General features: G+C 58.7%; 12 protein-coding genes and 1 pseudogene. 6 read left to right on the top strand and 7 right to left on the bottom strand.

Annotated features, from left to right (window positions below):
- Nucleotides 1-1053: 1053 nt before the first annotated feature.
- Nucleotides 1054-1979: pseudogene (locus GH657_RS15565) on the top strand (IS3 family transposase); the annotation flags it as partial.
- Nucleotides 1980-2062: 83 nt separating this feature from the next.
- On the opposite strand, the gene GH657_RS15560 reads toward GH657_RS15565, so the two are convergent.
- From GH657_RS15560 to GH657_RS15550, 3 genes are all read right to left on the bottom strand, one after another.
- Complete coding sequence (locus GH657_RS15560) at nucleotides 2063-3178, bottom strand: TAL effector repeat-containing protein (RefSeq protein WP_153101952.1); 1116 nt, start codon at nucleotides 3176-3178, stop codon at nucleotides 2063-2065.
- Between the two features lie 272 nt (nucleotides 3179-3450).
- Nucleotides 3451-4800 carry an MFS transporter gene (locus GH657_RS15555; RefSeq protein WP_246174230.1) on the bottom strand — a complete coding sequence of 450 codons (1350 nt, stop codon included), beginning with the start codon at nucleotides 4798-4800 and terminating at the stop codon, nucleotides 3451-3453.
- A gap of 150 nt (nucleotides 4801-4950) precedes the next feature.
- Nucleotides 4951-5820 (bottom strand): shikimate dehydrogenase, encoded by an 870-nt coding sequence (locus GH657_RS15550; RefSeq protein WP_153101951.1) that lies wholly within the window; start codon nucleotides 5818-5820, stop codon nucleotides 4951-4953.
- Nucleotides 5821-5947: 127 nt separating this feature from the next.
- Here GH657_RS15550 and GH657_RS15545 point away from each other — a divergent pair, with 127 nt between their 5' ends.
- Together GH657_RS15545 and GH657_RS15540 are read left to right on the top strand one after the other, a co-directional pair.
- Nucleotides 5948-6283, top strand: a complete 336-nt coding sequence (locus GH657_RS15545) for a hypothetical protein (protein ID WP_425495762.1) — start codon at nucleotides 5948-5950, stop codon at nucleotides 6281-6283.
- A 168-nt stretch (nucleotides 6284-6451) separates the two neighbouring features.
- Nucleotides 6452-6757 (top strand): hypothetical protein, encoded by a 306-nt coding sequence (locus tag GH657_RS15540; protein WP_246174188.1) that lies wholly within the window; start codon nucleotides 6452-6454, stop codon nucleotides 6755-6757.
- Between the two features lie 138 nt (nucleotides 6758-6895).
- Here GH657_RS15540 and GH657_RS15535 read toward each other — a convergent pair whose 3' ends face one another.
- A complete protein-coding gene (locus GH657_RS15535; protein ID WP_153101949.1) occupies nucleotides 6896-7639 on the bottom strand; it encodes a response regulator transcription factor in 744 nt (247 codons plus the stop codon).
- 474 nt (nucleotides 7640-8113) lie between these two features.
- On the opposite strand from GH657_RS15535, the gene GH657_RS15530 reads away from it, so the two are divergent.
- Complete coding sequence (locus tag GH657_RS15530; protein WP_153101948.1) at nucleotides 8114-9436, top strand: MFS transporter; 1323 nt, start codon at nucleotides 8114-8116, stop codon at nucleotides 9434-9436.
- 45 nt (nucleotides 9437-9481) lie between these two features.
- On the opposite strand, the gene GH657_RS15525 is transcribed toward GH657_RS15530, so the two are convergent.
- Nucleotides 9482-9754, bottom strand: a complete 273-nt coding sequence (locus GH657_RS15525; RefSeq protein ID WP_153101947.1) for a hypothetical protein — start codon at nucleotides 9752-9754, stop codon at nucleotides 9482-9484.
- Nucleotides 9755-9936: 182 nt separating this feature from the next.
- Nucleotides 9937-10407, bottom strand: coding sequence for an RbsD/FucU family protein (locus GH657_RS15520; RefSeq protein ID WP_153101946.1), 471 nt, complete (start codon nucleotides 10405-10407; stop codon nucleotides 9937-9939).
- Nucleotides 10408-11060: 653 nt separating this feature from the next.
- On the opposite strand from GH657_RS15520, the gene flhD reads away from it, so the two are divergent.
- Complete coding sequence (gene flhD / locus GH657_RS15515) at nucleotides 11061-11381, top strand: flagellar transcriptional regulator FlhD (protein WP_153101945.1); 321 nt, start codon at nucleotides 11061-11063, stop codon at nucleotides 11379-11381.
- A gap of 14 nt (nucleotides 11382-11395) precedes the next feature.
- Nucleotides 11396-11965, top strand: a complete 570-nt coding sequence (gene flhC, locus GH657_RS15510; RefSeq protein ID WP_153101944.1) for a flagellar transcriptional regulator FlhC — start codon at nucleotides 11396-11398, stop codon at nucleotides 11963-11965.
- Between the two features lie 252 nt (nucleotides 11966-12217).
- Here the strand turns inward: flhC and GH657_RS15505 are convergent, their stop codons facing one another.
- A complete protein-coding gene (locus GH657_RS15505; RefSeq protein WP_153101943.1) occupies nucleotides 12218-13132 on the bottom strand; it encodes a cation diffusion facilitator family transporter in 915 nt (304 codons plus the stop codon).
- Nucleotides 13133-13207 lie beyond the last annotated feature (75 nt).

Genomic DNA, 13207 nt, shown 5'->3' with positions numbered 1-13207 from the left:
ATGCCGGTACCTGATCCGACAATCAAATCCGAGACCACAGCAACGCCAGCCGTGGAAAATCCTTATGATTTCGTTCTCGACCTGTATCCACAACTTGAATTTATCGAAACCCAGCTACTCCCCGAGCGTTATCAACTCGCCGATCTGGTCCACAATCGAAAGGCCGAGAGCAACAGAACCCAGATACTAGGCAAGATTCCCTCGAATCTGCGGCCCTCCATAAAACTCCAGCTATTCAATTCTAAAATTTACAATTTAAAAACAACAGGAGAATTCCTGGAAAAAATAATAAAAATCCACGATATATTTTCGACTGAATATATCGACAACATCAAAACCCAGAAACTGAGCGACGCCTTCGGAAATTTGCAGGACGATGACGCAAAGCTGCTCAACGCGGTTAAAGATCTCTATCTGAACATAAACCGTACCGCGACCCGCCTTCTGGCGGAAGCACAGATTACTTTTAATTTTCTTGAAAAAAAAGACGAAACCGAATCGAATCTTTTAATTTTTCAAGAAATCGCTGAATCATTCGGTCATATTGCAGAATACATCTTCACCGAGCCCGACGAAAACTTTAGCAAAAAAACCCGGGAAAATTTCCAGCAATCTCTCCAGGAATATAGCGGGGCCAAAGATCGATTTCCCGAGCAATTTAAAAAACTATATAACTACATTACACATCCGGACATTAAGCCCGAAGATATCTATCCGCTACTCATCTGCATCAGAAACCTGCTAACTTTTAAACTCGAGAATATTCAGACCAAAAAGCAATCCCACAAGGTCTATCTGTCAACGGATCACCTCAAACAAGCCATCGAAACGGCCCTCAAGCCTTTTAAAAACAGGGAAGAATTGATCGACGAAGCGGTTCTTGGCGCCTGCTATACGATGCTCCGGGTCATCAATAAATTAGTGTGTTTGCCGCCGCTGAATGCGGACAACATCACGCACTTTTCGAAAACCTCCACCTTTTCCCGCACCCAAAAATTCGAAAACTTATTGGCGAAGGCGCTCCTGTCCTCCAGGGAACGCAAAAAGGAATGGCGCATAAAGGAGCTGGAGGCGGAGAATGACCGGCTTCGCAAGATGTACATCGAGGAGAAGCTCAAGGCAGAGATTGCCTCGGAAGCACTGCAAAAAAAGTTCTGAAACCATCTCGTCGGCGCGAGATGGCAAAGCAGGTTGTGCAACAGCGCCGCGTGTCGATTCGTGTGGCGTGCGCGGTGTTCGGCATCAGCGAGTCGTGCTACCGGTACGAGGCGAAGTTGAACACGGAGAACGAAGAGATTGGCGACTGGCTGCTGCGTATCACGGGCTGCCATCGCAACTGGGGCTTTCTGCTGTGCTACTTCTACCTGCGCAACGTGAAGGGATTTGGCTGGAACCACAAGCGCATTTACCGGATTTACCGCGAGCTGGAACTGAACCTGCGTATCAAGCCGAAGAAGCGCCTGGTGCGGGAGACGCCACAGCCGCTGTCGGTGCCGCAGGCCATCAATGAAGTGTGGTCGATGGACTTCATGCATGACCAACTGGCGGACGGGCGCAGTATCCGGACGCTAAACGTAATTGATGATTTCAACCGGGAGGCGCTGGGCATCGAGGTGGATTTCTCGTTGCCATCGGAGCGGGTGATTCGCACGCTGAAGCAGCATCTGGAATGGCGAGGCAAGCCGAAGGTTATCCGGTGCGACAACGGTCCGGAATATCTGAGCGCGGCTATCGTGACGTGGACGCAAAGGCAAGGCATCCGGCTGGAATACATCCAGCCGGGCAAGCCGCAGCAGAACGCGTATATCGAACGGTTCAACCGGACTGCGCGATACGAATGGCTGCCGCAGTATCTGTGGGAAGACTTGGAGCAGGTGCGCGAAGCGGCGGCCGACTGGATGTGGACTTACAATCACGAGCGCCCGAATAGGGCATTGGGCGGTTTTACCCCGAAGCAGCGGCTGGCCATGGCCGCTTAGTTTCTACTTCTGCCTGCCTTGGAAAACGGGGGCATTACCGCAGGTCAAACCCTGTCCTAGCCGCCTCGCACCCATTGCGCGCCCTAGCCGCTCAACACGTACGCCGTCCGTAACGCATCCTCGCGCAGCACCGCCAGCTGCGCGATCTCATCGCGGTTGTAACCTTGCGCGCCCAAATCCGCGTGCACCTGCTTCACCTGACCCAGCGCAGATGCGCCGCCTTCAGCGGCCACCTTGACAATTTCGGCGCGCGTATAACCCAGCGCGATCAGCCCCGCATGCAGCACCCAGACCTTTTCCAGCGCCAGCGCCCCGCCGGATGCAATCTTCAGCACGCCGCTTCGGGTGTAGCCCAACGCAACCAGCGCATCGTGCATCGTCGAGAGTTGCTCCAGGGTGCGAGCGGAGCCAGGACGCACCGCGATTCTGACGATTTCAGCATGCGTATAGCCCAGTAGCCTGAGCGTCGCATGCAAGGTCCATAGCTTCTCCAGCGCCGCCGCACCACCCACGTTGCCCGCCACTGCCACAATCTGGAAGCGGCTATACCCCAGCGTCGTGAGCCCGGCATGCAGCGTCCGAACCTTGCCCAGCGCCAGCGCGCCGCCTGCGTTCCCCGCCAGCGTCACAATCTGCTCGTTCGAATAGCCCTGCTGCCCCAGCCCAGCGTGCAACGTGCGCACTTTTTCCAACGCGAGCACGCCGCCATCGTTGCCCGCGATGCGTAAAATTTGCGCCTTCGTCAGACCATACGGCGCCTGGGTCAGCAATGAGCCATGGCGGCTCAGCCAGTTCAATGCCATCCGCCCGCCAAAAATCGCCTCGATGGGTGCCCGCTCGGCCAGCGTCAAGGACAACCCGCCTGCAGGGCGACCCATGTCAGGCACCGCTAGCGTGTCCGTACTCGCGGCCGCATGCGCCAGCGCCATCAGCCCGGATTCGCCGCCTGGTGCCTGGGCGCCCGGTGTCATCCGGGGCGCGACATTGCGCGGCTGACCCGCCGGGATCTGCGCCTCACCCTGCAACTCGTGCGAGGCTGCCGCGCACTCGCCGCCCCCGGGTTGCAACCGTGGCGGCGCCAGCGCCGTATCCACTTCACCCCATTGTTGCTGGCAAACCGGACAAGCGGGCGAATGAGACGGTAAGAAACGGGATGGGCACGGTGTACCGCGATCCTCTGCGCCGGATGGCTCGGACATGAAAAAACTTCGCTATAAAACAGTACGGCCGGATGGCCGGCGATGGATATCGACCGTCATCTCACGCGGCGGGTTGATGGCTCGCGCAATGTCAGTGACGGCATGGCTTGGAAGTGCTGCTGTATTGCTGCGCACCTGGCGTGCAGCGAACACGGTGCGCTCACCTGACGTGACATCGCTAGGTAACCAAACGAGTCGCAAGGGTTCCATGCACGCTTGAATGGCGGCCGCCAAGGCGCGAGACGATTGAAGATCTGGCTTTGCTTCAAGCCTCAGGCTGCGTGCTCAGGCTGCACGTTCGTCAGCACGATCCGCTCGATATCGCCGACGACAAAGAGATAAGACAGCGCGCCGATCAGGGCGATCACGCCAATAAAGAACAACGCCCCGAAAAACGAGCCCGTCTGGGCGACGATCACACCGATCACCAGGGGCGTCACGATGCCCGCCAGATTCGCGGCGAAGTTGAAGATGCCCCCCGTCACGCCCAGCAACCCCTCAGGGGCGATATCCGACACGAGCGTCCAGCCGAGTGCCGCCATGCCCTGGGCGAAAAACGCCAGCGACAGGATCGCAATCACGAGCCCATCGTTATCCGCGTAGTTGGCCAGAATAATCGTCGAAGCCAGCAACAAGCCCGCGATAATCGGCAACTTGCGCGCGATATTGACCGAAATCCCCCGGCGCAACATCCAGTCCGAAACAAACCCGCCGAACATCACCCCCACCGAGGCCGCAATGAACGGCAACACGGCGAAAAAGCCCATCTTGAGCCAGCCCATGTGGCGTTCGGTTGCCAGATAAGTGGGAAACCACGTCAGAAAAAACACCAGGGTCGAATTGCCCGCGAACTGCCCAAGGCAAATACCGGCCAATTGCCGTTGCCGCAACAACTGGCCCATCGTGCGCCACTGAAAACCGTTGGCCTTGGGGGCCGCTGTGGCTGCACGTTCATTCCCGTTGTCTGGCGAAGGCTGCATCAGGCCACCGCCTGCCGCGATGTAATCGAGTTCCGCCTGGTTGGCCGCGGGATGATCGCGCGGTTCACGGTAACTGAACCACCAGACCACGCCAAACACGATCCCAGCCGCACCCACGACGTAAAACAGCGAGCGCCAGCCCAACGCCCCCATCAGCGCAAACAGCACGGGGCTGAAGAATGCCAGACCGATGTACTCGCCCACGGTATAGGTACCGGTGGCCATCGCCCGTTCGCTTTGCGGAAACCATGTGGCCACCACCCGGCTATTGGTGGGAAAGCATGGCGCTTCGGCCACACCGAGCCCGAGACGGCAGGCGAAGAGCGCGCCCACGCCATGCACAAAACCCTGTAGCAAGGTCATCAGCGACCACAGCGTCAGCGACAGGAAGTAAGTGAGCTTGCTGCCAAAGCGATCGAGAAAGAGGCCGCCGGGGATTTGCGCGGCGACGTAGCTCCAGGAAAACACCGAGAAAATCAGCCCCATGAGCGCGGCGTTAATCCCGAGCTCATGGGTCAGTTGCGGCGCGGCAATGCCCAGCACCGTGCGGTCGAGATAGTTGATCATCGTGCCCACGGCGAGCAGCGCGAGAATCTGGTAACGCGCTCTGGAGCGGCGTGGTACGGGTGTGGTGATGGTCATCGTAGTGCTCACCGTGGTGGCAGTGACACCCGTACCCGCATCAGGCATACCCGAGGAACCGGATGGCACGGAGGAGGGCATGTCTGCTCCAGGTCTATGAGTTTGACGGATCGGTTTGACGGAGCGGAACGGGCCGCGCTGGCCCCCGTGCTAGCACGGCAAGAGCGTCTGAAAATGGGCACTCATGCGTGCCGCGTCAGGCTCTTGCCGGGTGAACAGACGAAACGCATCCACCGCCTGAGCGACGGCCATGCCGCCTCCGCTCATGGTGAGACAGCCGAGTGCCTGAGCCGCCTCAAGCAACGCGGTACGCAGCGGAAAATAGACGATATCGGCCACCCACAAATCACGATGCAGCCACGCGGCAGGCAACGGCAAACCGGGGAGTTTCGCCATGCCTGTCGGGGTCGCGTGGATCAGTCCGCAGGCTCGCGCGAGGGTGCTTTCGAGCGCCTCGCCCGCGCGAACCTCAACGTCTGGAAAGCGCTGCTGCAAAACCTCGGACAGAGCGGCAGCACGCGCCGTATCGACATCGAACACGCTTAGCCGGCGCACGCCGAGCGTCAGCGCGGCATGCGCGACCGCCGCCCCCGCGCCCCCTGCTCCGAGCTGCACGACATGATCTAGCGCCACGCCTGGCAGCCCTTGCTGAAAAGCGCGGGCAAAACCCGAGCAATCCGTGTTATGTCCGATACGTTGCCCGTCACGCAGCAACACGGTATTCACCGCACCCAACGCTTGCGCCTCGGGCGCCAGGGAATCGAGCAAGGGAATCACACTTTGCTTGCAGGGATAAGTGATGTTCAGGCCATCGAAGCCCATCTGCTCCGCTGCCCGCAGCAGTTCGGGCAGCAGGTCAGGCCGCGTCCGGGCATCGCGCTGCAGCAAATCCAGGTCAATACGGCGATAGACGCACTGCAGCCCTAACTGCCGCGCTTCTTCTTCGTGCATCGCGGGGCTCAATGAGCCGCCGATACCCGCACCCATCAGGCCGAGCAAATATGATTTTTTTTCAGGCATGTTTGACTCTCCGGAATCGCTCACGGGTAAGCCGGTCCTCGGCAATGCACCGATATAATGCGACACCGCGAGTGTCCCATGCCGCACCTGAACTACATGAACTACCGGAGAAAAAATGAAACGAGTCATGATAACGTTCGTCACGCTATGCCTGCCATTCGTGCTGACAGGGTGTGCGTGGTGGCAAAACCCGGATGCGGGCCAGCCCATGATCGACACCACGACGCAAAGCCCGGTTGCCAACGTCATCGTCTGTCTGATCACCGAAGCGAACAAACATCACGCCAAGTTTCAAATCACTGGGATACCGCAAGGCTCGATGCTTGATTTCGGTGATTCGAACATCGTGAAAATTCGCAGCGACAACGACACGACCACTTACCGGTTCTATGCGGGCAAACGTCATCCCGGAAATTTATGGCTCGAAAATGCAGGAAAAACTTGTGCCCCTTCGGCCTCGTAATGCACCCTGAATCAAGTAAAGCCCAGTAACAAATCTCGCGGCAAACAGTAAAAAGGGGCGAATGAAGCCCGGGTATGATGGACGCCAGCCATTCTGCCTTGGCTCAACCTTGGTTCCGGGGCAAAATCCGCACGATTCATTTCACCCGAACTGCCGGAGATCCGCCCAATGACCGCTCCAGACCACACGTGCGCCGATCATCTTTCGGCGCCAGCCAGCAAAGACATAAAAAGCAAACGGCCCACGATCTTGCGCCGCCTGCTGAGCCACCATGAACTGGCAACCATGCTGCTGTTGCTGCACGCCCCCATCGACGCAGCGGCCAAACCTGAAATCCCGCTACTGGAAGAAGCCGGCCTGGTTGAAATGGCCCAAGCGGAGACCGGAAGCCCGGTCATTCGTCTCACGCCGGAAGGCAATGCAGTACTGCGTGGCCTGGGCGTCGTATCAGGCGATCGTCTGCACAACACCTGATCGTTGCAATGGGCCATGCAGGCCCTGATCTGGCATCAGACGCTGCAGCCTGTCTTTCGGGCGCTGCCTCAATGGCTAAAAACAATGGCTAAAAACAATGGTCAAAAACAATGCCAAAAAGCATGGCCAGATGACGCTTCAGGCAGCCCATTCTTCTTCGAGCGGCACGTGATCACCCGTTCCCGCGGTTTCGCCCTGACGCAGATGCAACAACCGGTAACCGCTCTTGTATACCGGTTGTAGATGAAAGCCGTTTTGCGGCTCGATTTCGAGCATTAAACGCAAACGCGACACATGGCTGTCAATCGTGCGGGTCGATTCCCGGAACTCACGCCCCCAGACCATGGCAAAAATATGATCGCGCGACAACACGCGACCAATGTTCGAGAAGAACAACGATGCCAGCCGGTATTGTGTGCCCGATAACGGCACGACCTCACCTCGCAGCTTCACCTGCTGGCGCGTGGAGTCAAACTGGTACGGGCCGACCTCGAAGCCTGAGGCGCCGCATAGATCAGGGTAGGCACGCCGCAGCAACGCGTTGATACGCTCACGAAACTCGGCGGGACGCATTGGCAAGGTCACGTAATCGTCCGCACCCAGCGATAAGGCGCGCACCGCGCTGTCTTCCGAGGCATCCTGCGACACGAACACCACCGGCACCCATTCGCCACCCACCGAACGAACCGCCTTCAGCACCTCCGTCCCAGACATCCGTGCGCCCTGCCAGTCAAGTACCAGTAAATCGACTGTTGAACGCGCTCGCGCCTTGGATAACGCGAGGCCGTCATCAAAGGCCACACAACTATGGCCTGCCTGTACCAGAACCTGCTTGATCAGCGCGCTCTGGTAAGGGTCGTTCTGAAGAATGGCAATACGCATGGAAGAACTCTCGAATCAACTGTAACTGGGTAACTGGTTGTCGATTCTCAAAGGGGGGTCTATTGCCGCACATAGGAACAATCTGAATTTAGCCGCGTGTTTTACCTATCTACTAAGACCCAGAAATTTCAACAAAATAACTAGGAATTTTCCATGCAAAAACAATTCCATTTCCTGCTCGCATACGGAGATTTCATACTCCATGCGGATTGACTCATTGCCTCGTTTGCACAACGTGGCATCGTGATGCTTTTCTCCCAGACAAGTGATTGTCAGATAGACCGGCAACAGCTGCTGTAAAATCGCGCGCTGGCCGTCGTCATGGGCGCGGGAGCCATTTTCTGCTGTCCTGCTGTCCTGCTGCCCTGCTGCCTTGCTTGCCCTGCTGCGCCATTGGCACTCGACGCATCCGACGACGCGCCTTAGCCCACGCCTTGCGCGTGGCTTTCGTGATTCCCTGATAACGGCATTGCAATGCAAGCGACAGAACAGCCCGACGCGCCTTCCGCGCGTCCCGCGCCCGCACCCCGCGCCCTTGGCCGGAGCGATTACAAAACCCTCGGCCTGGCGGCTTTGGGTGGCGCGCTGGAGTTTTACGACTTCATCATCTTCGTTTTTTTCGCCACCACCATTGGCCAGCTGTTTTTCCCGCCGGCCATTCCAGACTGGCTGCGCCAGTTGCAAACTTTTGGCATCTTCGCCGCGGGCTACCTGGCGCGCCCGCTAGGCGGCATCATCATGGCGCACTTCGGCGACCTGCTGGGACGCAAGCGGATGTTCACGCTAAGCGTGCTGTTGATGTCGGTGCCCACGCTGCTCATGGGCTTGCTGCCCACCTATGCCAGCATCGGCCTGCTGGCGCCTGTACTGCTTTTGCTCTTTCGTGTGATGCAAGGCGCAGCGGTCGGAGGAGAAGTGCCCGGAGCCTGGGTATTCGTCTCCGAACACGTGCCCTCGCGCCATATTGGCTACGCCTGCGGCACACTGACCGCCGGACTGACAGCGGGCATCCTGCTCGGCTCGCTGGTGGCATCGGCGGTGAACCGGCATTTCCTGCCGGAAGAAATCCTCGCCTATGGCTGGCGCGTGCCCTTCTTGCTGGGTGGGGTGTTTGGGCTCTTTTCGGTGTATTTGCGCCGCTGGCTGCATGAGACGCCCGTCTTTGCCGAAATGCAGCAGCGTCAGTCACTGGCTGCTGAAATTCCGTTGAAGGCCGTGCTGCGCGACCATGGCCGCGCGGTGATCGTATCGATGTTGCTAACGTGGATGCTATCCGCCGCGATCGTAGTCGTGATCCTGATGACGCCCACCCTGTTGCAAAAGCAATTTCACGTGCCGCCTGCCACCGCACTGCTCGCCAATGCGCTCGCCACGCTGTGCCTCAGCGTGGGCTGTGTCGTCGCGGGCACGATCGCGGGCCGCTTTGGTGCCCGCCGCACGATCTTTATCGGCGCGCTGCTGCTTGCCACGTCGTACTACCTGATGTTTCAGCAAGTCGCACTCGACGTCTCGACACTCTTGCCGCTTTATGCGCTGACGGGGTTTCTGGTCGGTGTGATCGGCGCGCTGCCGTTCGTCATGGTGAAGGCGTTTCCGGCCGTGGTCCGGTTTTCGGGCATTTCGTTTTCATACAACATTGCCTATGCCGTGTTTGGCGGGCTCACACCGGTAGTGGTCTCGCTCATGATGAAGTCGAACCCGATGGCGCCCGCGCTTTATGTCGCCGTGATCTGCGCGATTGGCGCGCTGACGACGTTTTTCTTCCGCGATGCGCCGGAGGATCCGGCTCATCGCTGAACGCCGGGCATCGCGCCTGGCGCCTGTTATCGCGCCTGTTGAATGCTAAAGCGCCGCTTCCTGGATCTGCCCGGTTTCGAGCGCGCGTTCGATCAAGCTTTCGTCACGCACCTTGACAATGGCGTTGGCGATCAGCTTCGCCGGTTCTTCAAACTCGACCTTAAGCGCGCCCAGCAAACCCGATGCATCGAGTACCACCAGCGTCTGCGCCGAGCCCGCCTCGCTAATGAGCACGCGATGGGGCGTCGCCCCCTCGCCGAGGCTCGCGCAAAACTGCATGGTCTTGCCGCCAATCGACTGTTCGAAATTTTGAATCATGATCTGCTCCTGGTTATGGCTTCATTCAATCGGACTGATTCAAGCCGTAAAACGTAAAACAATTCCGCGCTGCGCATACGGGCTGGCCACGCAAGCGGCCCTGGCGCGCGGCACACATGCCATCAAGATGGATCCATCCGGGAAGTTGCGGCGAAGATCGCAAAACGGTCTGCGCCGCCGGCCTAGCGGCTTGCAACGGGTGCATCCCGAGCCAGCAACACGCCTTTGCGCAAGATAAAGCAGCCGTAGCCGCGCTGCTCGCCCGTGACGATCACGCCATACGCCTTGCCTGCGCGCTCATAAAACGCAAAGCGCTCAAGCCCGGCCAGCTTCACGGCGCGGCCTTCGGCGGCTTCGATTTCAATCAGCGCTTCGCGCTGCACCTGAGGCAGCGTGTCCGGCTCGCCCACCACTTCCATGCGCCATGCCGGGCAATCGACGAACGTATCGAGCGGCAATACTGACAATACCGCCCGCAGCACTTCGACCGTGTTCGCACCATCAAGACGCAGTGCCTGCCCCACGACCGTGGAGCGAGCCACCGCGGCACCCGGAAAATTGGCGTCGCAGATCACGAGATCATCGCCATGTCCCATCGCACGCAACACGTGCAGCACATCGGCATTCAGCAGCGGATTCAGATTCTTCAGCATGGGGGGGTGTTCAGGGGCTCAAGGTTTGTCAGGTCGGCCAGTGTGGCCAATGAGGCCAATGTGGTCACGCAGCCATGGGGCGACGGCGCAAACGGAACGCGCCGGGCTTCACGATAACCGATCATCTGGCGCTCACCCGGGATGCCGTGCCACCGCGCAGGTTATTTGTAACAACACCACAGATTTTAATTACAACCGGCGATTCACGTTACATAGACTCAAAACTTGTATTTTTTACTTATTGAGCTGCTCAGGCCCTCCATGCAAACGTGGCAAAACGTATCAGATACCTCACAACCCGGCCCATCAAAGTTTGCATGCTTTTATACAAGATCCAATCAGCGTAAGCATCACAGGACTTTTTTGAGAAAAATCCCAAGCCTTGGAGAGTATTTTGAGAACACCATACATTACGCTGCAATTATTACCGTAATCTGACAAATAAATCGTTGAACTTTTTTGAGAAAATGATTGATTTCTCATAAATCGCTTCATACAATCGGCCGACGTGTTACGAATTGTAACGACCGTATTAAGCCGCTTCTTTCTGCCAAGGAAGCGTTCTAGCCCGGGTAGCGCACCACCCGGAAAGGCACAAAAAGCATAACGGCAGACAATGCTAGCAAGCCGTTTGGGGCTTCGGAAACGAAAAAATGGACCGTAGCAGCGAAACACTCGATTCAATCCGTGAAATCAACCTGTCCTACGTCATGCTGGCACAGCGCATGCTGCGTGAAGACAAGGCAGTGGGCATGTTCCGTCTGGGACTGTCGTCGGAACTGGCAGACCTGCTGGCCGGGCTCACGCTCGCGCAGTGCGTCAAGCTGGCTTCCTCGGGACAGCTTCTGTGTTTTTTCCGTCTGACCGATCACGCGATGCTCGCGGCGTTGACGCAAACCTCGCGGCATGCCGAAGTGGCGCCAACCCACACCGCGATTTTGCTGGCGGGCCAGCAAGTTGAGCAATTCGCCTGATGAAGGGGTCTCTCATGCTCAAGCGAAGCCTGGCCGAAGACGCCCAGGAAGTCTTCCGCGCGATCGCACTCATCGAGCTAGGCGCGCGTATGCAAGTGCTGGAAAGCGAGCTGACACTCTCGCGCGACCGGATGATTCGCCTCTACCGCGAGGTCAAGGGCGTCTCGCCGCCCAAAGGCATGCTGCCGTTTTCCGCTGACTGGTACATGACGTGGCTCGCCAATATCCACGCCTCACTGTTCTACAACATCTATCTCTTCCTCAAACATGAAGCGCAATGTTCGCATCTCGATGCCCTGACGAAGGGCTATCGCCTGTATCTCGAACATTGCCGCAACAGCGCAACCGAAGCCGTGCTCGATCTGACGCGGGCGTGGACGCTGGTGCGCTTTTTCGATGCGGACATTTTGCAGCTGACGGCTTGCTGCCGCTGCAATGGCAAGTTCGTCGCGCATCGTCATGATCTGCAACATAACATCGTGTGCGGTGCGTGCCAGCCGCCTTCGCGCGCGGGCAAAACCCGCAAGGCAGCCGCTGCGGCACGACAACAGGCGCTGGAACTCGCTGGCAGCGCGTCATCCTGAGGCCAACCTGATCCCCACCGCGAACGCTCCCTGGCCAATGCATTGAAGCTGGCCGAAACGGAGCGCCCCCTGTAGACGCCTGCGCGGATACAGATCCCGTCAGCCGGGAGCGTCTGCCACCGCGCTCCGCAAAAGGCCTGGATGTGACAAACACCCTGCCCGCGCGCGAACTATGAGTCAAACCCTTCGTCAGGAAGCCTGGAAACGCCCACCCTGGCGCAATAGCCGGCGTAAAGCAAAAGCCTCGCCCGGTTAGCCTCGTTCCTCGCGCTGCACCTCGGGCTCGAAGAACACCCATTTCACCTGGGGGAAGGCCTGCTGCAAATCCTCTTCAATCACATTGATCGCATCGATCATCGCGCGCCCGCTGGGGTAATCGGCCATTTCCGCCTGCACCGCCACCACCACGTGGCGCCCCCATTGCAACGTAATGAGATTGACGAGGCCGCGCACTTCCGGACGAGCGCGCAAATGCGCTTCGATGGCGCCCCGCACAGCGGGACTGGCGGATTCGCCGAGCAGCATCGATTTCACTTCACGGGCCACCGCGTAGGCGATCACCATCAACAGCAGCCCCACACCGATCGACCCCAGCGCATCGAATACCGGGTTGCCGGTCAGCATGGCCAGCAGCACGGCGATAAAGGCGATCACCAGCCCGGCGAGTGCCGCGATGTCTTCGCCCGCCACCACCAGCAGCTCGGATTCGCGCGTCTCGCGGAACCAGCGCCACAACGGCTGCCCCGGGTTGTGCCGGCGGATCTCGCGCAAGGCGCCCGCTAGCGACAGCGCCTCGAGCACGAGCGACACCCCCAGCACCAGCAACGCCACATAGGCATTCGACAGCGGCTCATGAGCCACGAGCCGGTGCACGCCCTCATAGACCGAAAAAGCCCCGCCGACAAAAAACAGCAGCAACGCAACGATCAGCGCATAGAAATTGATTTCGCGTCCCGCGCCAAGCGGATGCAGCGCGCTGGCAGGTTTGCGCGCGGCGCGCAGGCCCAGCAGCAGCAAGATCTGGTTGCCGCAATCGGCGCTCGAATGAATCGCCTCGGCAAACATCGAGCCGGAGCCGGTGAACGCGGCGGCCACGAACTTGCACACGGCGATGCCCATGTTGGCGGCCAGCGCGTAAATAATGGCTTTCGGAGATTCTTCTCGCATCGTTGGGAAACCCTGAATTAAACCGGCATGACGGGGGCATAGCCTGCATTCACATTCACACTGGCACTCAGATTG

It is taken from the genome of Paraburkholderia hayleyella, from assembly GCF_009455685.1.
GTDB classification, from domain to species: domain Bacteria; phylum Pseudomonadota; class Gammaproteobacteria; order Burkholderiales; family Burkholderiaceae; genus Paraburkholderia; species Paraburkholderia hayleyella.
The sequence above is the reverse complement of the archived record's forward strand: the minus strand, read 5'-3'. Positions and strand labels throughout refer to the sequence as shown.

Excerpts from the sequence above, each read along its gene's own strand:
- GH657_RS15535 (WP_153101949.1), bottom strand. The coding sequence starts at position 7,639 with ATGCGTATTGCCATTCTTCAGAACGACCCTTACCAGAGCGCGCTGATC.
- GH657_RS15525 (WP_153101947.1), bottom strand. The coding sequence starts at position 9,754 with ATGATTCAAAATTTCGAACAGTCGATTGGCGGCAAGACCATGCAGTTT.
- GH657_RS15505 (WP_153101943.1), bottom strand. The coding sequence starts at position 13,132 with ATGCGAGAAGAATCTCCGAAAGCCATTATTTACGCGCTGGCCGCCAAC.
- GH657_RS15560 (WP_153101952.1), bottom strand. The coding sequence starts at position 3,178 with ATGTCCGAGCCATCCGGCGCAGAGGATCGCGGTACACCGTGCCCATCC.
- GH657_RS15550 (WP_153101951.1), bottom strand. The coding sequence starts at position 5,820 with ATGCCTGAAAAAAAATCATATTTGCTCGGCCTGATGGGTGCGGGTATC.
- flhC (WP_153101944.1), top strand. The coding sequence starts at position 11,396 with ATGCTCAAGCGAAGCCTGGCCGAAGACGCCCAGGAAGTCTTCCGCGCG.
- GH657_RS15520 (WP_153101946.1), bottom strand. The coding sequence starts at position 10,407 with ATGCTGAAGAATCTGAATCCGCTGCTGAATGCCGATGTGCTGCACGTG.
- GH657_RS15555 (WP_246174230.1), bottom strand. The coding sequence starts at position 4,800 with ATGACCATCACCACACCCGTACCACGCCGCTCCAGAGCGCGTTACCAG.
- GH657_RS15530 (WP_153101948.1), top strand. The coding sequence starts at position 8,114 with ATGCAAGCGACAGAACAGCCCGACGCGCCTTCCGCGCGTCCCGCGCCC.
- GH657_RS15545 (WP_425495762.1), top strand. The coding sequence starts at position 5,948 with ATGATAACGTTCGTCACGCTATGCCTGCCATTCGTGCTGACAGGGTGT.
- GH657_RS15540 (WP_246174188.1), top strand. The coding sequence starts at position 6,452 with ATGACCGCTCCAGACCACACGTGCGCCGATCATCTTTCGGCGCCAGCC.
- flhD (WP_153101945.1), top strand. The coding sequence starts at position 11,061 with ATGGACCGTAGCAGCGAAACACTCGATTCAATCCGTGAAATCAACCTG.